This window comes from Agrobacterium sp. 22-214-1 (genome assembly GCF_053522465.1).
Genome location: NZ_JBNWCK010000005.1, coordinates 68,770 through 93,350 on the forward strand (window position 1 = coordinate 68,770; position 24,581 = coordinate 93,350).

Consider the following 24,581-nt stretch of genomic DNA (forward strand, 5'->3'; position numbering starts at 1 on the left):
ATCATGATCGTTTGTTTCGATATAGGCGGAACGACCATCAAGGGCGCGATTGCCTACGCTCCCGACGATATTCGGCCCGTGCCGCGTATCCCGACGCCCAAGACCAGTTTCGAAGACTTCGCCGCCGGCCTGAAATCCGTCATCGACAATAGCGGCGGCACACCCGCCTGCGTGTCGCTGTCGATTGCAGGCGTCATCGATCCCGACACCGGCAAGGCCACTGTCGCCAATATTCAGAGCATCCATGGCAGGGTCTTGAAAGACGAGCTGGAAAAGGCGCTGAACCTTCCCGTCATCGTATCGAACGATGCGGATTGCTTCGTGATCGCCGAATCGGAAATCGGTTCCGGACGGGGTCATCGCGTGGTCTTCGGCGTCATCCTCGGAACGGGTGTCGGCGGCGGGCTGGTGATCGACGGCAAGCTCATCAACAGCGACGGCGGTTTCGCCGGCGAATGGGGACATGGGCCGGTGGCCGCGACATTGGCCGGAAATCCGCCGGTTTCGCTGCCGCGTTTCGAATGCGGTTGCGGGCTTACCGGCTGCGTCGACGCAATCGGCAGCGCCCGTGGCATGGAAAAACTGCATTCGCATCTTCACCAGCAGGCGATGACCAGCGAAGATATTATTTCGGCCTGGCAGGCGGGCGATCCGAAGGCCGCAAGAACCATCGATGTCCTTATCGATATTCTCGCCTCACCTCTGGCAATGGTAATCAACGTGACCGGCGCAACCATCGTGCCGGTCGGCGGCGGACTTTCGAATTCGAAGGCGCTTCTCGCCGCTTTGGACGAGGTGGTAAGGAGCCGCATTCTGAGGCGCTTCGATCGCCCCTTGGTCGTACCCGCCATCTGCCGCATCGAGCCGGGGCTGATCGGATCCGCCGTTATCGGGCTCAAATATGAGAAAGAGGCCGCCGGCACTGCTTGAGCGGCATCACATCGTCTCGATCTTTTCCCGGCGGAAACCCAGCCCCACCAGCCGGCCGGTCAAATGGGAAAGAAGCGGAAACCGCATGATGGCCAGCACAAAGGCTGGCGGTCCTTTCGGTTTTTCCGCATCGGCCCGGCCCTTCTTGCCGCCGATACGCATCATCCGCTGCAGAAATTGCGTGGCCTTGGTCGGAAAGGATCGCCGCTTTTCAATCGCGGCGAGATCATCATCGGCAATGGCCCGGCCGGACACGAGCACCGGCACCAATATATTGGCCGCCGCAACCGCATCCTGAATGGCCAGATTAATGCCGACACCGCCAACGGGGGACATGGCGTGGGCCGCATCACCGATGCAGATCAGGCCGGGTTTCCACCAGCGCTTCAGCCGGTCGATACGGACGGTGAGGAGATGCACATCGTCCCAACTCTTGAGCTCATCGAGCCTTTCGCGTGGGAAAGGGCAGATTTCCGCAACCCTGTCCCTGAAGGCTTCAATTCCCTGCAGCTTTATGTCGGCGAAAAATCCCTTTCGCACCACATAACCGCATTGCCAGTAATCGCCCCGGTTGATCATGACGAAACCCTGCCGCGAGCCGGCATGCCCCATGGTTTCCGTCGGATCGTCGGGCTGTTTCGAAAGGCGCATCCACAGCACCTCCGTCGGGATGCCGAAACGCTGCACTTCCAGCCCCGCCGCCTCGCGGACGGTGGAGTTGCGCCCATCCGCCCCCACCACCAGATCGGCTTCGATCTCGATGATGCCTTCCGGCGTGCTGACCGTGAGACCGCCGACATGGCCGCCGCGCTCGATCAGTCCGGTCACCGGCGCATTCATCAGCAATCGGAAATTTTCGTATTGTCCCGCCTTGCCGACAATGAAATTGAGAAAATCCCATTGCGGCATAAAGGCGATGAAGCGGTGGCGGACCGGCAGGCGGGAAAAATCCGCTATCGTGATACGCTCGCCGCCGATAACCGCATTCAGCCTTGGCGCACGTGTATGCGGCAGGCTCAGGAACTCATCGATGAAACCGAGTTGCTCCATCAATTCAAGCGTTGAAGGGTGGATGGTGTCGCCGCGAAAATCGCGGAGAAAATCCCCGTGTTTCTCGATGACCACGACATCGATCCCGCTGCGCGCAAGCAGCAGGCCAAGCATCATGCCCGCCGGCCCGCCGCCGGCCACGACGACGGACGTGCGGATGTGCTGAACGGCCCCGCCGTCATTTCCCGGAGCGATTGTCGCTTCTTCCATCACCTTCCCCCTACATCCCGCTTGAGGTCCTTATCGTGTATCCGCCGCCGGGAGGTTTACATTCTTCGGCTGCGGCCAGCCCTGCGCATCGAACCGGAACAGCATTTCGGACCGGGCAAAGATAAAGGCGAAGGCCATGGCCGTCCACATGCCGAGCAACAGCCCGGCGGCGACATCGCTTGGATAATGTGCGCCGACGATGACACGCGAAACACCGATGACAAGGGCAAGCAGGAGAAACGCCCAGCGGAAGCGCGGCATCAACATGGCGAAAGCGCCGAAAAACGCCCCGGCGGCGGTCGAATGGCCCGAGGGGAAACTTTCATAGAGATTGTCGCCGGTAAATGGGGTGAGACTATAGGCGCCCATTTCCAGCAGAAGCTCCGGCCGTGCCCGTCCTATCAGGAATTTCAGCGTATGGACGAGAATGCTCGCCGTTCCGATCGTCAGGAAGAAATAGGTAAGAAGCCGCCATGCCGTCCTCAGCCGTCCATTATAGGTCTGCGCCTTTAAAACCCGTGCGGCGACATAGGCCAATATCGCCAGAAGGCCGGTAGAATAGAGCATCCAGCGGAAGGTTCCGAAATCGGTAATGGCGCGATTGAAGGAGACCACGCCCCCTGGCAGCGCCTGCGCGCTTTCGGAAAGACGCGGATCAAAAGGAATGAAGACAAGGACCAGCACAAGGCTTGCCGCAAAAATCCACCCGCTGGAAACCAGAAAACGTCGCATCGATATCCTCTCATTGTTTTTCTTGCATATGGCTTTGCCTTCCGCAAAAACAATAGCCCCGGCTTTGTCCTTGTTATGGCTGGTTTTCGCGGGTAGAGGCTAAGGAATGTTGCCCGAAAGTGCATGGCGTTTTCGGGAAAACGACGTTCACCGAGAGGTGCGAACCGGAAACGACCGACGGACTGAAAATGACGAATGCCAGTGAAATGCCACGCAAGCTGACAATATTGGGTTCGACCGGTTCGATCGGCACCAATACGCTGGATGTCGTCCGCCAGCTGGGTGGCCGCGACGCGTTCGAGATCACGGCTTTGACCGGCGCGGGCAACATCGCGCTTCTGGCGGAGCAGGCGCGGGAATTCGGCGCGCGGCTGGCAGTTACCGCCGAGGACGACAAGTACGAAGCGCTGAAATCGGCCCTTGCCGGCACCGGCATCGAGGTTGCGGCAGGCAAATCCGGCCTCGAAGAGGCCGCGTCGACGGATGCCGGCTGGGTGATGGCGGCGATTGCCGGAACCCCCGGCCTTGCACCTACTCTTACAGCCGCACGGCGTGGCGCAGACATAGCGCTCGCCAACAAGGAATGCCTGGTTTCGGCTGGCGATGTTTTTCTGCGCACGGTCAAGCAGGGCGGCGGCAGGCTGATCCCGGTCGACAGCGAACACAGCGCAATCTTCCAATGCCTGACGGGCGAACATAAGCAGGCCGTGGAACGCATCGTGCTGACCGCATCCGGCGGCCCATTCCGCACCTGGTCGCGCGAGGAGATGGCCAATGTCACGGCGGATATCGCCCGCGCCCATCCCAACTGGTCGATGGGACTGAAGGTCTCCATCGGCAGCGCCTCCATGTTCAACAAGGGGCTGGAAATGATCGAGGCGAAATATCTCTTCGATCTGAGGCCCGATCAGGTGGAGGTGATCGTCCACCCGCAGTCGATCATCCATTCGATGGTGGGTTACACCGACGGCTCCTATATCGCCCAGCTCGGCTCTCCCGACATGCGCACCGCTATTTCTTATGCCCTCACCTATCCGCAACGCGGCAATCTGAGTGTCGAGCGGCTGGATTTCGCAAAACTGGCGCGGCTCGATTTCGAAGCCCCGGATGAAGCCCGTTTCCCGGCGATCCGTCTGGCCCGTACCGCGCTGGAGCGCGGCGGTTTGCAGGGCGCCGCCCTGAATGCCGCCGAAGAGACCGCCTTCCACGCTTTCGTTGCGGGCAATATCGGTTTTCTCGATATGGCCGAGATCGTCGAAACGGTCATGGACCGCATGCATGACGGCCGCTCCGCCGCCACGATTGAAGATGTGTTCGCAGCGGATGAGGAGGCCCGTCGTCACGCCCGCGAATTGATCGCCACCAAAGAAAAGGCCGCGTAAACGCGGCCCGGTCTTCTCTTATCTAAATTGCGGCCTCACGCCACAGCGCGCGCCAGCGCACAATGCGACCAGAGCTGGTGCAGCGCGCCGACCAGATGCTCGATATCGGCATCGCTGTGCAGCGGTGTCGGCGTAATGCGCAGGCGCTCGGTCTTGCGCGGCACGGTCGGATAGTTGATCGGCTGCACATAGACACCGTGATTGTCGAGCAGGATATCCGAAATCCATTTGCACTTGGCGGCATCGCCCACCATGACAGGCACGATGTGGCTTGGGTTGTCCATGTGCGGAATACCGCGCGCATCCAGAAGGCCGCGCAGCTTGCGCACCCGGTCCTGATGACGGGCGCGCTCGAAGGGGCTTGCCTTCAGATGCTGGATCGACGCAATCGCGCCGGCGGCAAGCGAAGGCGGCAGGGCCGTCGTGAAGATAAAGCCGGAAGCGAAAGAACGGATGAAGTCGCAGACCGCCGTGGAACCGGTAATATAGCCGCCCATGACGCCGAAGGCCTTGCCGAGCGTTCCCTCGATGATCGTCAGGCGATCCATCAGGCCTTCGCGCTCGGCAATGCCGCCGCCGCGCGGTCCGTACATGCCAACGGCATGAACTTCATCGAGATAGGTCATGGCGCCATAACGGTCGGCCAGATCGCAGATTTCCTTGATCGGCGCGATATCGCCATCCATCGAATAGACGGATTCGAAGGCGATCAGCTTCGGCGCATTCGGATCCGCCGCCTTGAGCTTGGCTTCGAGATCTTCGAGATCGTTGTGTTTCCAGATCACCCGCTCGCAGCGGCCGTAACGGATGCCTTCGATCATCGATGCATGGTTGAGCGCATCCGAGAAAATGATCAGGCCCGGAATCTTCTGACCGAGCGTGCCGAGGGTGGCCCAGTTGGAGACATAACCCGAGGTGAAAATCAGCGCCGATTCCTTACCGTGGAGGTCAGCAAGTTCGCGCTCGAGCAGGACGTGATAGTGGTTGGTGCCAGAAATATTCCGGGTGCCTCCCGCACCCGCGCCACAGTGATCGATGGCGGCTTTCATGGCTTCGATGACTTTCGGGTTCTGGCCCATGCCGAGATAGTCGTTGGAGCACCAGACGGTCACATCCTTGCGCTCGCCATTGGCGTTATACCGTGTCGCACGGGGGAAATTGCCCTGCTGGCGCTCGATATCCGCAAAAACGCGATAGCGTCCCTCAGAATGCAGGCTTTGCAGTTCCGTCGTGAAAAATGCCTCGAAGTCCATGCCATGCTCCAGAATTGACCAGATCGTTTTCTGCCTCGACACCGGGACCGTCAACCCTTGCGGGCCACATTAACCGAGTCTGCGTCAATTCGCCGTTGTTTTGAACCATTCCAATAAACCGTTTATAGAAGCTGATGAAAAGTACAAAATTGATTCACATCAAAAAACCCGGATTTTTGGAACCTTTTTTGCGCCGCGCCGTTGTCTGGCACACAATCGATTTACGCTCGGCGGAATCCCCGAAACAGGAGGCTTCCCTAAACGACATCGAATTGTTAGTTATCTGTGGCGGTCGGAGGTAGCAGTCGCCGCAGATAAATATGGGACGCCTACCGAGCCACAAGAGCTCATTGTAACGTTGGAGAGAGTTTCATGAAAAAGGCAATCATATTTGCGCTGGTCGGCCTGTCGCTCGCAAGCTGCACGCAGACCGAAAAGGGAGCTTCGATCGGCGCCGTTTCCGGTGCTGTCCTCGGCGGCGCTATCACGGGCAACGTTCGTGGCGCGGCAGTGGGTGCGGCAATCGGCGGTGTGGGCGGTGCCCTTATCGGCAATGCTTCCGAACCGGGCTATTGCTATTATCGCGACCAGTACGGTCAGCGTTACACGGCGCGTTGCCGCTAATCGCTTCGCGAAATACCGTTGCACAGAAGCCCCGGTCACCCGGGGCTTTTTGCGTTTTGGGCGGCAAAACACAAGCGCAAGGGTCCTCAAAGCCGTTTATTTATGATTAAATTGCAATGTTAACGGACAGGAAACGGGTTAGGGCGACAATAAAGGCTCAACCATAAAGCAGCTTATGCGAAGAACACGAACTAACCCGAAGACAGGTATTGCGTATCGGAAAGCTGGCACCGCACTTGCGGTTGCTGTGACGTTCGCCCTGTATCCGGCGTTTACCCGTGATGCCTTTGCCTTCAAACTGTTCGGCATGCGCCTCTGGGGTTCGGAAGAACCGGAGGTCGAGGTTATCAACCCCGTTAAATACGCCGTCACGCTCGATGCCGCGGACGCCGATAAATCCCTGAAAGACAGCCTGGAAAACAGCTCGCTTCTTCTTGCCGACAAGGACAAGCCGGCCTCCGGCGATCTTGGCCTTCTGATAAAGGCGAGAGACGACCGGGACAGGCTGATCGCGGCGCTTTATGAAAACGCCCGTTATGGCGGCATCGTCAAGGTCACCGTCGCCGGCAAGGATGTGGATAGCCTCCCGCCCAATCCGGTGTTCGATCATTCCGCTCCGGTACCCGTGGTCATCACGGTTACACCCGGCCCGGTCTTCAAACTCGGCAATGTCAGGCTTGAAGGCGATGTCACCGGCCGCAACCTTGAGGAATATGGCCTGACGACCGGCGGCGACGCGGGTTCTCTCGCCATCATCCGCGCCGGCAACAAGCTGATCGATGATCTGAAGGCCGAAGGCCGTCCGCTTGCGAAGCTGACAAAACGCGAGGCCGTCGCCAACCACGCGACAAACACGGTGGACATTACCATGGCGGCCGAAGGTGGTCCCGTGGCGCCCCTCGGCACGGTGACCGTTACGGGTGAAAAAACCGTCGATGGCGATTTTATCCGCCGTTATTCGCGCCTCAATGGCGGCGAGCCCTATTCGCCGGAAAAACTGCGCAAGGCCGCCGACCGGCTGCGACAGCTCGGCGTCTTTTCCAGCCTGACCATCAAGGAAGCGGGAACGCTGGCGCGCGACGGCACCATTCCGCTTACCATCGAGGTTTCGGAAGGCAAGCACCGCTATTTCGGCGTCGGTGCGCAATATTCCACCACCGAAGGTATCGGCCTCCAGGGTTATTGGGGCCACCGGAACCTGTTCGGACAGGCCGAATCGCTGCGTATCGAAGGTTCGGTTTCGCGCATCGCCGAAGCATCGAGCGTCGAAGGCATGGATTATTCGGCGGGCATCACTTTCACCAAGCCCGGCATGTTCAATCCGCGCACCACCTTCAAGACCAGCCTGATTGCCAAGACCGAACACCCCGATACATACGACGCCAAGACCGTGACTGGCACGGCCGGTTTCGCCTACGAGCTGAACGATACCGATACAGCCGCAGCCGGCCTCGAGGTGCAATGGGCCGATACGGAAGACGCATTCGGCAAGAACGAATATCTTACCACCTCCATTCCGCTGGAATTCGTTCGTGATACACGCGACGACAAGCTGAACCCGACCGAAGGCTTTCGCGCCTCTGTGGCCGCAAAACCAAGCTATGAAGCACTGAACGGCACCTTCTTTTCGTCTTTCGAAGGCTCCATTTCGGGCTACAAGGGACTTGGCGCCGAGGACCGGCTGATCATGGCCGGAAAGCTTTCCGGCGGCGTGCTGGTCGGCGGCAGCGATCTGCAGGACATACCAACCACCAGACGCTTTTATGCCGGCGGCGGCGGATCGGTACGCGGCTACAGCTACCAGGAAATATCGCCCTATAATGCCGCCGGCGACGCGACGGGCGGCCGCTCCTATGTCGTCGGCTCCGTTGAGGCCCGCATCAAGGTCACCGATACGATCGGCATCGTCCCCTTCATCGATGCGGGTGTGGTTTCGGATGACGTGACACCCGATTTTTCCGATATCCGGGCTGGCGCCGGTATCGGCCTGCGTTACGCGACGCCCTTCGGGCCTCTGCGTCTCGATGTCGCCATGCCGCTCGACAAATACGATGGCGGCAACAGTTTCGGCATTTATGCTGGCATCGGTCAGTCTTTTTAAACGCCGCAGTCGAACACCCTTGCAACAGAGTGTAGATTACCCTTTATGAAAACGTTGATTCGATTGCTGAAATGGCTGGGCTACGCTGCTTTGTGCGGCGTGGTGCTGGTGTTGCTTGCGGTTCTGTTCGTCGGTTTTACCCCGATGGGCGCAAGAATTGCCGCAAAGCAGATTTCATCGCTCGTTTCCACGCCCGATCAGGTAATCGAGATTTCTCCCCCAAGCGGCCTTTTGACCGGCCGCCTGCGGCTCGACAATGTCACGCTTTCAGACCGGCAGGGACCCTATGCCCGCGTGAACCAGATCGCCGTCGACTGGTCGCCGCTCTCGCTGCTTACCGGCTCCTTCCATGCCGACCGGGTCTCGGCCGGATCGATCGATGTCGAGCGCAAACCGCTTGCCCCGGAGCAGACATCGACCAAGAGCTCCGGCAATTCCTCGCTGCCGATCGAAATCGCCGTCGACAAGTTCAGCTTTCCCGATATCAGCCTTGGCCAATCGCTTCTCGGCCGTCCCTTCGATCTGAACGCGGAAGGCAACCTGACGGCTGCCCAGGACGATATGCGGCTATCGCTCACCGCCCATCGGCTCAATGCGCCGGATGCGGAGGTTAATGCCGACATCGCCTTCCTTCCGAATGAGAATGTCCTGAAGCTGAAAGCGGAGATGAAGGAGCCTGAGGGCGGTCTTCTTGCCACGCTGCTTTCGCTTCCGGGAACACCTGCGGTGGCGATAGACCTCAACGGCGAAGGCCCGCTTTCCAACTGGACGGGCACCCTGCGCGGCAATGTCGCCGGCAACCCTGTCGTCAACGTCACCGGCCGCCACCTTCTTGCAGATGATGGCACCCGCCGTATCGAAATTGCAGGCGGCGGCCAGCCGGACCTGCTTTTGCCCCCCGCTTTCCGCCAGCTTTTTGCTGGCGAGACAAAGCTTGACGCAAATGCAACCCTTTCGCCGCAGGGCCGCATCGAAATCGGCAGCAGCACGCTGGAGACCGGCACCCTGCTGTTGACGGCGTCAGGCACGGTCGATCCGAACGGTCAGAACGATCTCGCAGCCAATCTCATTGGCACCGCCGGCCCCGTGGATTTTCGCTGGCCGCTGGAGAATGGCGAGGTTCAGGCCCTCCTCAATGGCCTCGATCTTTCCCTCAAGGGCGGTGCAGACGCCGCGCATCTCAACACGACGGTATCGTTGCGCAGCCTTTCCCTGCCGCAAGGCAGGCTCGATGACGTCAAGCTAACGGCCGAGAGCGCCGATCTCAACATCGCCAATCGCAGCGGCACGATCGCGACAGTGCTGTCCGTGTCGCAATCCTCCTTCGTCAGTCCCGATATCGACCGGCTGGTGCGGGCGCCTCTCACCATTAAGACGCCGCTCAGCCTCACCTCTTCCGCCATCGGTTTCGACGGCGCGACGCTGGAAAGCGCCAGTGTCGGTGGGACGTTGAACGGCAGTTTCGATCTTGCCGGCAATCGCCTGACCTCCAGCGTGCAGCTCTTCGCGCTGCCTGCCACCCTTCCACCCGCCCTTGCGGAAAAATTCGACACCACCATCGCCCTCCAGGGCGATATCGACGTGACCATTGGCGGACGCACCAGCCTTGAAAACCTCGTCGTCAAGTCGGGAACCATCGAAGCAACCGGCAATGTCGGCCTCGAAAACGATGCATTGAGCGCCAGCCTGACGGGTAAATTTCCCGCTCTTGAAAAACTGACGCCACAGGCGAAGGGCGTCGCCGATTTTGCAATCGAGGCCAGCGGCGCGCTAGCAGCACCGGATTTCAACGTCACTCTGAGTTCCGAAAGCGCAATCCTTGCCGGGCGAACACTCGAATCGCTGAAGGTCAATGCAACGGGCAAGGCCGATCCCGCCGCGCCTCAGGCAAAGCTCACCGCCAGCGGCAGTATCGACCGACAGAAGATCGACGCCAATGCCGATGTGGTGCAGACCGAAAACGGCACGGCCATCCCCGAGCTGCATGTGGCCGTAGGCCGGAATATCCTGAACGGGCAGCTGCAATTCTCGCAGCAATTCCTGCCATCGGGCAATCTCTCCTTCAATTTCCCCGACCTTGCCCTGCTCGCGGCCCTCGCCGCGCAGCAGGCGGATGGCGATATTGCCGGCGATATCGCCCTGAGCAACGCCAATGGCCGGATTGCCGCGACGATCAAGGCCAATGGCGGCAGCATCCGCCAGGGCACGACAACGATCTCCAAACTCGCCGCCGATATTTCCATCGATGATCTTCAGGCTCTCGCCATCAATGGCAAGGTCAGCGCCGATAGCGTCAATGCCGGCGCCGCCGCGATATCGGGCCTGAATGCCACCATCGGCCATTCCGGCACGACGACACAGTTCGACGTCAACGGCCGTTACGACAACGCGCCGCTGGTGGTAAAGGGTAGCGCTGAGACCGGCGGATCGCCGATGGCGGTGCGGATTGACGCCTTTTCCGCCGCGCCCAAGGGCATTGCAGTACGGCTTGAAAAACCGAGCACCATCGCCATCCAGAACGGCACGGCCCGCATCTCCGATCTGACCATCATCACGGGTGAAGGACGCGTTGAGGTCAACGGCAGCGCCGGGTCGACGCTCGACATCAATGCCGATATCCGTTCGCTGCCCGCCAGTCTCGCAAATGCCTTCGCCGCCGGACTGGATGCGGCAGGCAGCATCTCCGGCACGGTGAGCGCCAAGGGTGCGGCATCGAACCCCGCGGTCGACTACAATCTGAACTGGACCAATGCCGAGGTCGCGCAGACACGTGCAGCAGGCCTCGCCGCGCTCGGCATCAAGGCGAACGGCCGCTTTGCCGGCGGCACCTTGCAGATCGACACCAATGTATCCGGACAGGGCGGCATGTCGCTTTCCGGCGGCGGCTCGCTCGGCATCGCCGGCAATCGTCCGCTTTCCATGGCGTTTTCCGGCAGGCTGCCCTTCTCCGCCATCGCGGCGCAAACCGCGGCGCAGGGCCTCGATGTGGACGGCACCGCCGCCATCGATGTGAAGATTTCCGGCAGCGCTTCCGCGCCTGTCGTGACCGGCAGCATCACCACCGATGGTACGCGCCTGACCGATGTGCGCCGGAACCTGACCATCAACGATCTGGGCGCCACCATCACCTTCGACCGCGACCGTGCCGTCATTTCGCGACTGACGGGCAAGCTGGCGGGCGGCGGAACGATCTCGGGAACCGGCAGCGTCGGAATATCCGGTGGTTCGGGTTTTCCCGCCGATATATCGATCACGCTCAATCGCGCCGGTTATAATGACGGCACGCTGGTGACGACGGTGGTAAGCGGCACGCTGACGCTGAAAGGCCCGCTACTGAATTCCCCCGTGCTGGGCGGCAACCTGATGCTGGACAGAAGCGCCATCACCATTCCTGAAAAGCTTCCGGCCTCGCTGACGGAGATCGATGTCAAGCACAAGAACGCCCCGCCGAAGGTGCGCGCGCAGGCCAAGGCGCTCGGGGCTGATCAGGGCGGAAGCGGCAGTTCGTCCACCATCAATCTCGATCTGCAGGTGAACGCACCGAGCGGCATCTTCGTGCGCGGGCGCGGCATCGATGCGGAACTCACGGGCAGTCTGACGATCCGTGGCACGGCAGCCGTTCCCGTCATTTCCGGCGGCTTCGAAATGCGCCGTGGCCGGCTCGAAATCCTCACTCGCCGCCTCGATTTCACCACCGGCAATATCAGTTTCGGCGGCGGCCTCGTTCCGGTCCTCGATATGAAGGCCGACTCGACGGTCGGTTCGACGACCATCACCGTGGCCGTTTCCGGCAACGCCAACGATCCGACCTTTGCTTTCTCCTCGGCGCCCGCCCTGCCGCAGGATGAAGTTATGGCGCAGCTGATCTTCGGCCAGTCCATGTCGAAACTCTCGGCTCTGCAAATCGCAAGGCTGGCCGATGCCGCCGCCCAGTTGGCCGGTGGGCGTTCCACCTCGCTGTTCGACAAGCTCAGAAGCAATCTCGGCGTCGACGATCTCGATATTTCGACCGATTCCGAAGGGCAGGCCCGCGTTTCCGCCGGTAAATATCTGAACGAAAGAACCTATCTCGAGCTGCAGCAAAGCGGCGAATCCGGCGCAAAAGCCATCATCAACCTCGACGTCGGACGGGGTGTGAAGCTACGCGGGGAAGCGGGTGGCGATGGTGAAGGCGCAGCCGGCATATTTTACGAGAAGGAATATTAGCATTTCCAGTAAAAGTGCGTGGCGGTTTTTACGTCCGGACAATGCGTAAAATCAAAAAGAGTATTTTCGCGTTTCGAAGGAAAGCGAAAACACTCAAGCGCCGCTTCGCATTTAGGTTTGCGAAACCATCTGATGATACAAATCATCCATTGAAGACGGAAATATTGTTTCCGGCTGTTCAGGCACCAGGCAGAACGCCAAATCCGCATATGCAAGTGTCGGTGCACTTGCGCCGGCCTCCACAGCGAGCATTGGGAAGAATTCTGATGGCAATGATTAACTCTACCAATTTTGGCGGTGAGACGCTCGAAATCATCGCGTTCCGCCTGCATGATCAGGAGTTCTGCGTGAAGACGACGACCATCCGCGAAATTCGCGGCTGGGCGCCTTCGACGCCCATTCCCCACGCGCCGAAAGACGTCATCGGCGTCATGAACCTGCGCGGCTCCGTCATTCCGATCATCGATCTGGCTCACAAGCTCGGCATGAAGAGCACCGTCGCCAATGAGAGAAGCGCCATCGTGGTTGCGGAAGTGCACAACATGGTCATCGGCATGCTCGTCGACCGCGTTTCCGACATTCTGACGATCCCGGCAAACCAGGTTCAGCCTGTTCCGGAAATCTCGGCCTCCTTCGACAAGTCCTATTCGGAAGGCATTATCGCTAACGAACACGGAATGATCTGCTTCCTGAACCTTGCGAAAATGTTCAAGGGAACAGAAGCGGAAGATCTCGCGGCCTAATCGGGCCTTTTTGTCAGGCCACGCCACACGAAGACTATCGATCGATCCAGACCGCCGGAGCACTCGCCCGGCGGTTTTGTTTTTCCTCTTTACCTCGTCTTATTAAATAAGAACATTTTAATATTATGGATATCTAATATTAAAAGCCGCGGAACAGTATCGCGCCGGCACGAATATCACGCTGGCCCGATACCTGACCGAGGCGGAGAGACGGAAGTGCCTGCATTGCTGCCTTCGGCGGCAAACCTGTTCGTTGTTCAACATGATACGACGTGGACCGCATATCCTGTGCGGCTCGCCGCGCCGTGGGCCGTTTTTGGGGGACGTATAATGCTGGGGTTAGGGAAAAGCGCAGATAACAGAAATATGCTCGATGCGATATCGAGATCGCAGGCGATCATAGAATTCGATCTCAAGGGTAATATCCTCACCGCGAATAAAAATTTCTGCACGACGCTGGGTTATGATCTCACCGAGATCGTCGGCAAGCACCATCGCATCTTCTGCGGCAGCGAGCTTGCCGGGTCGCGGGCCTATCAGGAATTCTGGGAGTCTCTCGCCCGTGGCGAGTTCCAGGCCAGGGAATATCGCCGTATCCGCAAGGATGGCTCGGTTATCTGGATCGAGGCCTCTTACAACCCGGTCTTCCGTTCCGGCAAACCCTATAAGGTCGTGAAGATCGCCACCGACATCACTGCCAAGAAAATCAGGGCCGTGGACGATGCGGGCAAGCTGGAGGCGCTCTCCCGTTCGCAGGCCACAATCGAATTTTTCCCGGACGGCACCATCATTACCGCCAACCCGAATTTCTGCGCCACGGTGAATTACGACCTCAAGGAAATCGAGGGCAGGCATCACCGCATGTTCTGCGACCCGGCCTATGCCGCCTCGCCCGCCTATGGCAATTTCTGGCCGCGACTGGCGGCAGGGGAATTCATCTCGGATGAATTTGTCCGATACGGAAAGAACGGCAAGGAAATATGGATCCAGGCCGCCTATAATCCGGTGCTGGACGAGGCGGGCAAGGTGGTCAAAGTGGTGAAATTCGCCACGGATGTCACGCCGCGCATGAGCGCCATCAGTGTGCTTGCCGATGCCCTGCGGGCGCTGGCCGAAGGTGATCTTGTGCAGCGCCTCGACAACAGCTTCGTGCCCAGCATGGAAAAGCTGCGCGCGGACTTCAACGAAGTCGTCGCCAAGCTGCAGGCCACCATGCAGACCATCGCCCACAATGCCTCGACAATCGCCTCAGGCTCCGGTGAAATCCGCATCGCCGCCGATCAGCTTTCGCAGCGCACCGAGCAGCAGGCCGCCTCGCTGGAAGAGACCGCAGCCGCGCTGGAGGAAATCACCACCACCGTTACCGATGCCAGCCAGCGCGCCGGCGAGGCCGGAAAGCTGGTGTTGCGGACGAGAGAACATGCCGAACATTCCGGCGATATCGTCCAGCAGGCAATTTCCGCCATGGATGCGATTTCGCGTTCCTCGGGTGAAATCACCAATATCATCGGCGTCATTGACGACATCGCCTTCCAGACCAATCTTCTGGCCCTGAATGCGGGTGTCGAAGCCGCCCGAGCCGGTGAAGCGGGCAAGGGTTTCGCCGTCGTGGCGCAGGAGGTCCGCGAACTCGCACAACGGTCCGCCGTTGCGGCCAAGGAAATCAAATCCCTCATCAACACCTCCCGCGAGCAGGTCGCCAACGGTGTGGATCTGGTGGGCAGAACCGGCGGCGCGCTCCGCGATATCCAGTCGCAGATGAGCGAGATCGACACCAATGTCTCGGCGATCGTCGAAGCCTCGCGCGAACAGGCGAATGGTCTCAGCGAAATCAATCAGGCCGTCAACGTCATGGATCAGGCCACCCAGAAAAACGCCGCCATGGTGGAGGAAACCACTGCCGCCAGCCACGGCCTCGCCACCGAGGCGGAAAATCTGCACGAGTTGCTGCGGCAGTTCAGAATATCACACGAAGCATCAGCATCACCCACCCGCCCGGCGGACAAAAAGCCTGCCGTCGTCACCAGACTTCCCGCGCCGCAGCCTCGATATGCCGCCGCGCCAAGGCCTCACGGAAACGCAGCGGCGGAATGGGCGGAATTCTAGGCCCGTTCAGAAGCCGGAAGGCCGCCGGGAAACGGCGGCCTCAGCGTTATAGGATGATACGATCCGCCCGGGTGAAGATTTCAAAATCCTCACCCCGCACCAGCGCCACAAGCGTGATACCCGAGCTCTCAGCCGTTTCAATGGCAAGCGCGGTGGGCGCGGAGATCGCTGCCAGAATGGGGCTGCCGAGGATGGCCGTCTTCTGGACCATTTCCACCGACAGGCGGCTCGTGACCACCACAATGCCCGCATCGGGAGACAGGTTCGCGTTGATAACCGCACCTGCAAGCTTGTCGAGCGCATTATGGCGGCCGACGTCTTCTCGGGCGGCAAGCAGCCCTCCTTGAGGATTGTAAAAACCCGCGCCGTGCACTGCCCTCGTTTCGCGGTTGAGGCTTTGCGCCCCGTTCAGCGCTTTCACCGCAGCAACGATGTCATCACCATCAACGGAGACGTCCACGCCGCTCAACTCCGGTACCACGCGGACCGCCTGTTCTATGGATTCAATGCCACAAAGACCGCAGCCGACGGGGCCTGCCATATGCCGCCGTCTTGCCCTCAGCGCATCCGCATTGGCATCCTGCAAATCCACCTGAACATCGAAGCCCTGCCCGGCCTCGATCACCTCGATGGAACGGATTTCCGCCCTTGTGGATATGATGCCTTCCGTAAGACTGAAACCGACCGCGAAATCGACAAGGTCGGCGGGGCTGGCCATCATCACGGCATGGGTGCTGCCGCCATAGGAAAAGGCAACCGGCACCTCCTCCGGCACCGCCCTCTCGCCCTCCACTATGACCCCTTCGCGCAAAGCGGTTCTTGCGACCCTTCTGTAACTTGCCTTTGCCGACACCCGATCACTCCTCCATGACGAAAATCTGCTTCGTCTCACGATCTCAAAGCAGCATTTCTTCCCGGTTATCACATCTAACCGAAAGCCCTGAAAATCGTAATTGGTTTCCCGGTGTACCCGTTGAAGGCGCTCCCTGCCTTACCCATTTTCCGCACGTGCATCACTGATGCCATCCCGCCAACGCCGTTCGGAAGCTCAGACCGGGCCAAGTGACGGGCTTCTGTGCGAAAGCAGCCATGCTTCGCCTGATATGGGGAGGCAACAGCCCAAAACAAAAAAGCGACCGAAACGGCCGCTTTCTGCTTTAGGTTTTTTGTGGGCAGTCATTCTTTCGAACCCGCCCGGTGCTTTCAAGCAGCGACGAGAACCTCATGCAGGTTCGTCAGTTCGTAAAGGTGCTTTTCAAGCTTGGTCAGATGTTCGTGATGATGATTGCCCTCTTCGATTTCGGCCTTGGCCGCATCGATACGCTTCTGCAGCGTGTCGGGAGACATGTCATCGGCCGAAACAGCGGATTCGGCCAGAAGCGTGCAGCCGGTCGGCAGAATATCGGCAAAACCACCGAAGACGACATATTTATGCGTCTCGCCGGAAGCGAACTTCACCGTTACCAGACCCGGCTTGATCGTGGTCATCGTCGGCGCATGATTGGCCAGAACGGTCATCTCACCCAGCGTAGCCGGGATGACGACTTCCGTAACCGTCTCGGAAACGAGCAGACGCTCCGGGGAAACGAGATCGAATTTGAAACTGTCAGCCATGGCTATTCACTTCTTTTCAATTACGCGGGCGTCACGGACTTGTCTTTTACAACGCAGGCGAAACCCGTTCCAGTTCGCCACCATTGTCGGCAGGGCGCGCGGCTAGAGCCACGCGCCCGCCAATTCATGATCAGGCAGCCTCGGCAGCCAGCTTCTTTGCCTTTTCGATGGCTTCTTCCATCGAACCGACCATGTAGAAAGCAGCTTCCGGCAGGTTGTCATACTCGCCGTTGACCAGGCCCTTGAAGCCCTTGATCGTGTCTTCGAGAGCGACGAGCTTGCCCGGCGAACCGGTGAAGACTTCAGCAACGAAGAACGGCTGCGACAGGAAACGCTCGATCTTGCGGGCGCGGGCAACCGTCAGCTTGTCTTCTTCCGACAGTTCGTCCATGCCGAGGATGGCGATGATGTCCTGGAGAGCCTTGTAGCGCTGCAGGGTCGACTGAACCTTACGAGCCACTTCATAGTGCTCTTCGCCGACGATCATCGGGTCAAGCATACGCGAGGTGGAGTCGAGCGGGTCAACAGCCGGGTAGATACCCTTTTCAGCGATCGAACGCGACAGAACCGTCGTTGCGTCAAGGTGGGCGAACGAGGTGGCAGGTGCCGGGTCGGTCAAGTCGTCGGCGGGAACGTAAATGGCCTGAACCGAGGTGATCGAACCCTTCGTCGTGGTGGTGATGCGTTCCTGCATCTGGCCCATGTCGGTTGCGAGCGTCGGCTGGTAGCCCACGGCCGAAGGAATACGGCCGAGCAGAGCCGACACTTCCGAACCAGCCTGCGTGAAGCGGAAGATGTTGTCCACGAAGAACAGAACGTCCTGGCCTTCGTCACGGAAGTTTTCAGCGATCGTCAGACCGGTCAGGGCGACGCGGGCGCGGGCGCCCGGCGGTTCGTTCATCTGGCCGTAAACGAGTGCTGCCTTGGAGCCTTCGCCACCGCCGAGCTTGTTGACGTTCGACTCGATCATTTCGTGATAGAGGTCGTTACCTTCACGGGTACGCTCACCAACACCGGCGAATACCGAGTAACCGCCGTGCGCCTTGGCGACGTTGTTGATGAGTTCCATGATAAGAACGGTCTTGCCAACGCCGGCGCCGCCGAACAGGCCGATCTTGCCGCCCTTGGCGTAAGGAGCCAGAAGGTCGACGACCTTGATGCCGGTGACGAGAATCTGTGCTTCCGTCGACTGCTCGACGTAAGACGGCGCGTCCTGGTGGATGGCGCGCTTCTTGGCCGTGGTGATCGGACCGGCTTCGTCAACCGGCTCGCCGATAACGTTCATGATGCGGCCGAGCGTTTCGGGACCGACCGGAACTTCGATCGGCGCACCCGTGTTGACGACGCCCTGACCGCGAACCAGACCTTCGGTCGAGTCCATGGCGATCGTGCGAACGACGTTTTCGCCGAGATGCTGCGCGACTTCCAGAACGAGGCGGTTGCCATTGTTCTCGGTTTCGAGCGCGTTCAGGATCGGAGGCAGTTCGCCTTCGAACGCCACGTCGACAACAGCGCCGATAACCTGGGTAACCTTGCCCGCGCCGTTCACCGCTGCGGTTTTCTTGGGGGTAGCTGCCTTAGCCATTATCCTTACCCTCTTTCCTTACCTCAGAGCGCTTCCGCGCCCGAAATGATTTCAATGAGTTCCTTGGTGATCTGAGCCTGACGCTGACGGTTGTAGGAAAGCGTCAGCTTGTTGATCATCTCACCGGCATTGCGCGTTGCATTGTCCATCGCGCTCATCTTGGCGCCCATTTCACCGGCAACGTTTTCGAGCAGAGCCCGGAAAACCTGAACCGAAATGTTGCGCGGAATAAGGTCTTCCAGAATAGAAGCCGCATCCGGCTCATATTCGTAGACGGCGCTCTGCGTCGCGGCATCCTCTTCCACAACAGGCGTTGCGGCGGGAATAAGCTGCAGGCCGGTCGGGATCTGGCTGATGACGGACTTGAATTCCGAATAGATCAGCGTGCAGACATCGAACTCACCCGCGTTGAAGAGCGAGATCACCTTCTTGGCGATCTGGTCGGCATTTTCAAAACCGACCTTCTTCACTTCGCGCAGTTCGACGCGCTCGATGATGTTGGCTGCAAATTCGCGGCGAAGGCTGTCGTAACCCTTCTTGCCGACCGTGATGATCTTGACCGTCTTGCCTTCCGAAATCAGCTTGCGAGCGTGATCGCGGGCAAAGCGGGCGATTTGCGAGTTGAAACCACCGCAAAGACCACGTTCAGCCGTGCAGACGACGAGCAGATGCACGTCGTCCTTGCCGGTGCCGGTCATCAGCGCCGGAGCAACGTCCGCCTCGACCGCCGTGGCGATGTTGGCAAGAACGGCGCTCATGCGCTGAGAATAAGGCCGGGCGGCCTCCGCAGCTTCCTGGGCGCGCCGAAGCTTCGCCGCGGCGACCATTTTCATCGCCTTGGTAATCTTCTGCGTCGCCTTCACGGAGGCAATGCGGTTTTTCAGATCCTTTAGTGAAGGCATCCGTTATCCGTCCGAGTAAAAGAGCCCTGATTTAAGAGAAAGACTTGGCGAAGGTATCAAGAGCGCCCTTGAGCTTGCCCTTGGTGTCGTCGCTGATAGCCTTTTCCGTGCGGATGGTGTCGAGGATCGCCTTACCTTCCGAGCGGAGGTAGGAGAGGAAACCCTGCTCGAACTTGCCGACCTGCGCGACCGGGATCTTGTCGAGGTAGCCGTTGACACCAGCGAAGATCACCGCAACCTGCTCTTCCGTCTTGAGCGGAGAGAACTGCGGCTGCTTCAGAAGCTCGGTCAGGCGGGCACCGCGGTTAAGCAGGCGCTGCGTGGAGGCGTCAAGGTCCGAACCGAACTGGGCGAAGGCGGCCATTTCACGATACTGGGCGAGTTCACCCTTGATCGAACCGGCAACCTGTTTCATCGCCTTGATCTGAGCGGCAGAGCCAACGCGCGAAACCGACAGACCGACGTTAACAGCCGGACGGATGCCCTGATAGAACAGGTCGGTTTCAAGGAAGATCTGGCCGTCGGTGATCGAGATCACGTTGGTCGGAATGAAGGCCGAAACGTCGTTACCCTGGGTTTCGATGACCGGCAGAGCCGTCAGCGAGCCAGCGCCCATTTCGTCGGAGAGCTTTGCAGCGCGCTCGAGAAGACGGGAGTGAAGGTAGAAAACGTCGCCCGGATAAGCTTCGCGGCCCGGAGGACGACGCAGCAGAAGCGACATCTGACGATAGGCAACGGCCTGCTTGGAAAGGTCGTCGTAACCGATGAGAGCGTGCTTGCCGTTATCACGGAAGTATTCGCCCATGGCGCAACCGGCAAACGGAGCAAGGTACTGCATCGGAGCCGGATCGGAAGCCGTTGCGGCAACGATGATCGAGTAGTGCAGCGCGCCACGCTCTTCCAGAACCTTGACGAACTGGGCAACGGTCGAACGCTTCTGACCGATAGCGACGTAGACGCAATAAAGCTTGTCGCCGTCAGGGCCATTGTCGTGAATGGCCTTCTGGTTCAGGATCGTGTCGAGAATGATGGCGGTCTTGCCGGTCTGGCGGTCGCCGATGACAAGCTCGCGCTGGCCGCGGCCAACCGGGATGAGAGCATCGATAGCCTTGAGGCCGGTCGACATCGGCTCATGAACCGACTTGCGCGGAATGATGCCGGGAGCCTTGACGTCAACGCGCGAACGCTTGGCGGCATTGATCGGGCCCTTGCCGTCGATCGGGTTGCCGAGCGCGTCAACGACGCGGCCGAGCAGTTCCGGACCAACGGGAACGTCAACGATAGCGCCAGTCCGCTTTACGGTGTCGCCTTCCTTGATGTCACGGTCCGAACCGAAGATAACCACACCGACGTTGTCGGCTTCGAGGTTGAGCGCCATGCCGCGGATGCCGCCGGGAAACTCGACCATTTCGCCGGCCTGAACATTGTCGAGGCCATAAACGCGGGCGATACCGTCACCGACGGAAAGCACCTGACCGACTTCCGAGACTTCCGCCTCGTTGCCGAAATTTTTGATTTGATCTTTCAGAATTGCGGAAATTTCCGCGGCGCGGATATCCATCAGCCAACCTCTTTCAGTGCAAGCTTAAGGGTGGAAAGTTTGGTGCGAAGAGACGTATCGATCTGGCGAGAGCCGACCTTGACGATCAGGCCGCCGAGGATCGACGGGTCGACGGTAACGGAAATCGTCACATCCTTGCCGGTAACGCTCTTCAGCGCCGCTTTCAGTTCAGTTTCCTGCGCCTCGTCGAGCGCATGTGCCGAGGTAACCTCGGCGGTGATTTCGCCGCGCTGGGCGGCAGCGATGGTGCGGTAGGCGCGGATCATGCCGGGAACGGCAAAGAGACGGCGGTTATTCGCAACAACCTTGAGGAAATTCAGAGCGAGACCGGAGATACCGGCCTTTTCGCAGATCGCGGTGATTGCCTTGAACTGATCCTCGGCGGAAAACACCGGGCTCGCAACCAGACGCTTCAAATCGTCGCTTTCGTCGAGAAGTGCGCCAAACTTGTCCAGTTCGGACTGAACCGCTTCGACCGTACCCGCTTCCAAAGCAAGCTCGAAAAGCGACGACGCATACCTTTCCGCTACACCGGATGTTCCCTGGGAGGTGTCTGCCACGGGCACTTTTTCCCTGCTAATCGTCCAAGACCCTCAGCGATGGGGCTCCACCGCATCAAATTCTTGAAATCGTTTCAATTTCCCCGAAAAAGACCGGAATTCCCCCTGCCTTTTCCCAATTTCGCGGTCCGTCTAGCATAGGACGCCGGGACTCGCAACACGCGTAATAGCGGAAAGCGCCGTTTGGGCAAGGGGGAATGCGTTTAAATTTTCCGATTTCGCTCAGGATGCGGCGCATCTGCGGCACAAAAGCCAAAAACCCCGCTTCAGACCAGTCCGAAGACGTAGCTCAACGCGAGTGCGGACAGCAGAAAGTGCACAACCAGAAGTAAGAAATTCCGCATGGTTGCGCCACCATCTGACAGTATGGAGAGAATGCCGCCGAACACGCTGAGGCCGAATGCCGCACCAAAGGCGAGATAGACCATGGGCTGCGCGAGAAGCAGGGCGGCAGCACCGAGACCGAGATAGAACCCCGCAAGCGACGAGCGCACCAGCGCATAACCGTCCCTGCGCTCGCCGGCCGGCTGCAGACCGAAAGCACGAAGCGTCAAACCTGGGGCAAACATGAAAAACAGGCCGATGATGGCCGATACCACCGCCGCGCCGAAGGCCAGTTGTTCGCCGAATTCGGCCGGAAAATAAAACTCCATCTCGTTCCCCAAATCATTGTGTTGTTCGCTCGCGTTATGACACGGTCACGACAGCGGGAAAACGCCCTCTCTGGCAAAGTTCAAAGGAAACTTTGCGGATCGATGTCAAGCTGCACATGCACGCTGCCGCGCTCCTTCGGGCCATTGGCCAGAAGCGTGCGAAGAAAAGACTGCATGTCGGAATTGCGCCGCCCGTGCACCAGCAACCGGAAACGGTGACGGCCACGGATGAGTGCCAGCGGTGCCTCCGCCGGGCCGAGCAACATGATGCCCGTTACCTGCGGCGCCGCCGCCCGCAATCCACGCGCATGAGTTTCCGCTTCCCCGCGCGTATCTGCGGAGACGATGATCGAGGCGAGACGGCCGAAGGGCGGCAGAACGGCCTTTTCCCGCTCGACGATCTCCCTTTCATAAAAGGCCGAGGCATCACCGGAGACGATCGCCTGCATGACGGGATGCTGCGGCTGGTAGGTCTGCAGCAGGCCATGGCTCTTCAACCCCGTACGTCCGGCACGGCCGGTCACCTGTGAGAGAAGCTGGAAGGTTCGCTCCGCAGCGCGCGGATCGCCATTGGCAAGGCCGAGATCGGCATCAACGATGCCGACGAGCGTCATCAGCGGGAAGTTATGCCCCTTGGCGACAAGCTGCGTGCCGATGACGATATCCGCCTCGCCCTTGACGATCGCCTCCAGCTCCAGCCGCAGCCGCTTGACGCCCATGAGATCGGAGGAGAGCACGATAGTACGGGCCTCTGGGAAATGTTTTTCCACCTCCTCGGCAATGCGCTCCACGCCCGGCCCGCAGGCCACGAGATGATCGAAGGTGCCGCATTCCGGGCAATGGTCGGGCGTAGGCTCGTTGTGGCCGCACTGGTGGCATTGCAATTGATTGCGGAAACGATGCTCCACCAGCCAGCTGGAACATTGCGGGCACTGGAAACGGTGGCCGCAGACCCGGCAGAGCGTCAGCGGCGCATAACCGCGCCGATTGAGGAAGAGCAGCGCCTGCTCCCCCTTTTCAATCGTCTTGCCGATGCCACGCAGCAGGACGGGGGAGAGAAACCCTCCCCTTTCAGGCGGGTGGCGGCGCATGTCGACAAGATGCAGGTCCGGCATTGCCGCATCGCCAAAGCGCGTGTGCAGATGAATGGTGTTGTAACGCCCGGAACTACCGTTGACCTGGCTTTCCACCGAAGGCGTGGCCGAGACCAGCACGACCGGGAATTCGGCGATCCGCGCCCTCACGACAGCCATGTCGCGGGCATTGTAAAAGACGCGGTCTTCCTGCTTGTAGGCTGGGTCGTGCTCTTCATCGACGATGATGAGGCCGAGATTGTCGAACGGCAGGAAAAGCGCCGAGCGCGCGCCGGCGACCACCTTAACTTCACCAGTGACGGCCTGCCGCCAGACCTTTTCGCGCATGCGCGGAGACAGGTCCGAATGCCACTCCGCCGGTTTCGCACCAAAACGATCCTGAAAGCGCTCAAGAAACGCCGCCGTCAGAGCGATTTCGGGCAGCAGGATGAGGACCTGCTTGCCTTGCCTCAGCGTCTCGGCCACCGCCTCGAAATAAACCTCGGTCTTGCCGGAGCCGGTTACGCCATCGATCAGCGAGACGTGAAAACCACCCTTGCGTACATCTTCAAGTATCTCCGAAGCGGCCTGTTTCTGGGGACCTTCCAGCCGCGGCTCGACATAATCAGGGTCGGGCTCGGCGACGACAGGCGGCGCCGGCAGGAAAACCGTCTCGAACACGCCCTGCTTCACCAGACCATCGATAACGCTGGTCGAAACGCCGGCGGCATGGGCAAGCCCGCTCTTCGTCCAGCCATGCCCTTCGGCCGCCAGTTCCATCACCCGCTCGCGGGCGGGGGTGAGGCGTTCCGGCCTGCCTTCGGTCAACCTCAGCCCCTCGATCATCGGTTCGGGATCGAAAGCGGCGGGGGCGCGCAGGGCCATGCGTGCGACGAGGCCGGGCGGAGAAAGCGTGTAGGCGGCAACCCAGTCCACGAAGCGGCGCATCTCCGCCTTCAGCGGCGGGCACTCGAAACTTTTGGTGATGGGTCGCAGCTTCTTCGGGTCGACGCCCTTCTCTCCGGCATCGTCCCACACCACGCCGAAGACCTGTCGGGGACCAAGCGGCACCTGCACGACAGAACCCGTTTCGACCACCATATCCTCAGGCACGGCATAACTATAAGGCCCGGGCGCCGGCATGGGCACGAGAACGGGCACCGTGCGCGTGGGCGACGGCGGGTCGAACAGAGCCCCAAACAGATCGGACGAATCTTTTGCCATGATGTGGCGACCATGCCCCGGAGACAGGAAAAAGGAAACCGCCCGGATGTAGTGGGCGCGCCTTGCAAAGTC

At 59.8% G+C, this 24,581-nt stretch carries 18 protein-coding genes; 7 read left to right on the plus strand and 11 right to left on the minus strand.

Annotated features, from left to right (window positions below; genetic code table 11):
- Positions 1 to 3 precede the first annotated feature (3 nt).
- Entirely contained in the window at positions 4 to 930 is a 927-nt protein-coding gene (locus tag ACQZ5G_RS18125; protein ID WP_269831316.1) for an ROK family protein, read from the plus strand.
- Between the two features lie 6 nt (positions 931 to 936).
- Here ACQZ5G_RS18125 and ACQZ5G_RS18130 read toward each other — a convergent pair whose 3' ends face one another.
- Positions 937 to 2,190, minus strand: coding sequence for an FAD-dependent oxidoreductase (locus ACQZ5G_RS18130; protein ID WP_448737938.1), 1,254 nt, complete (start codon positions 2,188 to 2,190; stop codon positions 937 to 939).
- A 30-nt stretch (positions 2,191 to 2,220) separates the two neighbouring features.
- Entirely contained in the window at positions 2,221 to 2,922 is a 702-nt protein-coding gene (locus tag ACQZ5G_RS18135; protein ID WP_003521263.1) for a phosphatase PAP2 family protein, read from the minus strand.
- A gap of 188 nt (positions 2,923 to 3,110) precedes the next feature.
- Here ACQZ5G_RS18135 and dxr point away from each other — a divergent pair, with 188 nt between their 5' ends.
- Positions 3,111 to 4,304 (plus strand): 1-deoxy-D-xylulose-5-phosphate reductoisomerase, encoded by a 1,194-nt coding sequence (dxr, locus tag ACQZ5G_RS18140; RefSeq protein ID WP_196378278.1) that lies wholly within the window; start codon positions 3,111 to 3,113, stop codon positions 4,302 to 4,304.
- A 35-nt stretch (positions 4,305 to 4,339) separates the two neighbouring features.
- Here the strand turns inward: dxr and hemA are convergent, their stop codons facing one another.
- Complete coding sequence (gene hemA, locus ACQZ5G_RS18145; protein WP_003521261.1) at positions 4,340 to 5,557, minus strand: 5-aminolevulinate synthase; 1,218 nt, start codon at positions 5,555 to 5,557, stop codon at positions 4,340 to 4,342.
- Between the two features lie 372 nt (positions 5,558 to 5,929).
- On the opposite strand from hemA, the gene ACQZ5G_RS18150 reads away from it, so the two are divergent.
- The 5 genes from ACQZ5G_RS18150 to ACQZ5G_RS18170 all read left to right on the plus strand — a co-directional run bounded on the left by ACQZ5G_RS18150 (position 5,930) and on the right by ACQZ5G_RS18170 (position 15,337).
- Complete coding sequence (locus tag ACQZ5G_RS18150) at positions 5,930 to 6,181, plus strand: YMGG-like glycine zipper-containing protein (protein ID WP_003492347.1); 252 nt, start codon at positions 5,930 to 5,932, stop codon at positions 6,179 to 6,181.
- A 175-nt stretch (positions 6,182 to 6,356) separates the two neighbouring features.
- Entirely contained in the window at positions 6,357 to 8,282 is a 1,926-nt protein-coding gene (locus ACQZ5G_RS18155) for an autotransporter assembly complex protein TamA (protein ID WP_448737939.1), read from the plus strand.
- A 45-nt stretch (positions 8,283 to 8,327) separates the two neighbouring features.
- Complete coding sequence (locus ACQZ5G_RS18160; protein ID WP_448737940.1) at positions 8,328 to 12,488, plus strand: translocation/assembly module TamB domain-containing protein; 4,161 nt, start codon at positions 8,328 to 8,330, stop codon at positions 12,486 to 12,488.
- 266 nt (positions 12,489 to 12,754) lie between these two features.
- Entirely contained in the window at positions 12,755 to 13,231 is a 477-nt protein-coding gene (locus tag ACQZ5G_RS18165) for a chemotaxis protein CheW (protein WP_003504949.1), read from the plus strand.
- 330 nt (positions 13,232 to 13,561) lie between these two features.
- Positions 13,562 to 15,337 (plus strand): methyl-accepting chemotaxis protein, encoded by a 1,776-nt coding sequence (locus ACQZ5G_RS18170; protein ID WP_448737941.1) that lies wholly within the window; start codon positions 13,562 to 13,564, stop codon positions 15,335 to 15,337.
- Between the two features lie 46 nt (positions 15,338 to 15,383).
- Here the strand turns inward: ACQZ5G_RS18170 and fdhD are convergent, their stop codons facing one another.
- The 8 genes from fdhD to ACQZ5G_RS18210 form a co-directional block, all read right to left on the minus strand.
- Positions 15,384 to 16,190: a formate dehydrogenase accessory sulfurtransferase FdhD gene (fdhD, locus tag ACQZ5G_RS18175; RefSeq protein WP_448737942.1), complete on the minus strand. Its 807-nt coding sequence runs from the start codon at positions 16,188 to 16,190 to the stop codon at positions 15,384 to 15,386.
- A 350-nt stretch (positions 16,191 to 16,540) separates the two neighbouring features.
- Positions 16,541 to 16,951 (minus strand): F0F1 ATP synthase subunit epsilon, encoded by a 411-nt coding sequence (locus ACQZ5G_RS18180; RefSeq protein ID WP_003492358.1) that lies wholly within the window; start codon positions 16,949 to 16,951, stop codon positions 16,541 to 16,543.
- A 130-nt stretch (positions 16,952 to 17,081) separates the two neighbouring features.
- Entirely contained in the window at positions 17,082 to 18,536 is a 1,455-nt protein-coding gene (gene atpD, locus ACQZ5G_RS18185) for a F0F1 ATP synthase subunit beta (RefSeq protein ID WP_003523533.1), read from the minus strand.
- 23 nt (positions 18,537 to 18,559) lie between these two features.
- Complete coding sequence (locus ACQZ5G_RS18190) at positions 18,560 to 19,438, minus strand: F0F1 ATP synthase subunit gamma (protein WP_448737943.1); 879 nt, start codon at positions 19,436 to 19,438, stop codon at positions 18,560 to 18,562.
- A 31-nt stretch (positions 19,439 to 19,469) separates the two neighbouring features.
- On the minus strand, positions 19,470 to 20,999 hold the full coding sequence (atpA, locus tag ACQZ5G_RS18195) for a F0F1 ATP synthase subunit alpha (RefSeq protein ID WP_448737944.1): 1,530 nt from the start codon (positions 20,997 to 20,999) through the stop codon (positions 19,470 to 19,472).
- Positions 20,999 to 21,565, minus strand: a complete 567-nt coding sequence (locus tag ACQZ5G_RS18200; RefSeq protein ID WP_448737945.1) for a F0F1 ATP synthase subunit delta — start codon at positions 21,563 to 21,565, stop codon at positions 20,999 to 21,001. The genes atpA and ACQZ5G_RS18200 overlap by 1 nt, the downstream gene beginning before the upstream one ends.
- 260 nt (positions 21,566 to 21,825) lie before the next feature.
- A complete protein-coding gene (locus ACQZ5G_RS18205) occupies positions 21,826 to 22,212 on the minus strand; it encodes an AGROH133_08824 family phage infection protein (protein WP_080827147.1) in 387 nt (128 codons plus the stop codon).
- An 80-nt stretch (positions 22,213 to 22,292) separates the two neighbouring features.
- Positions 22,293 to 24,509, minus strand: a complete 2,217-nt coding sequence (locus tag ACQZ5G_RS18210; RefSeq protein ID WP_269708598.1) for a primosomal protein N' — start codon at positions 24,507 to 24,509, stop codon at positions 22,293 to 22,295.
- Positions 24,510 to 24,581: the final 72 nt, after the last annotated feature.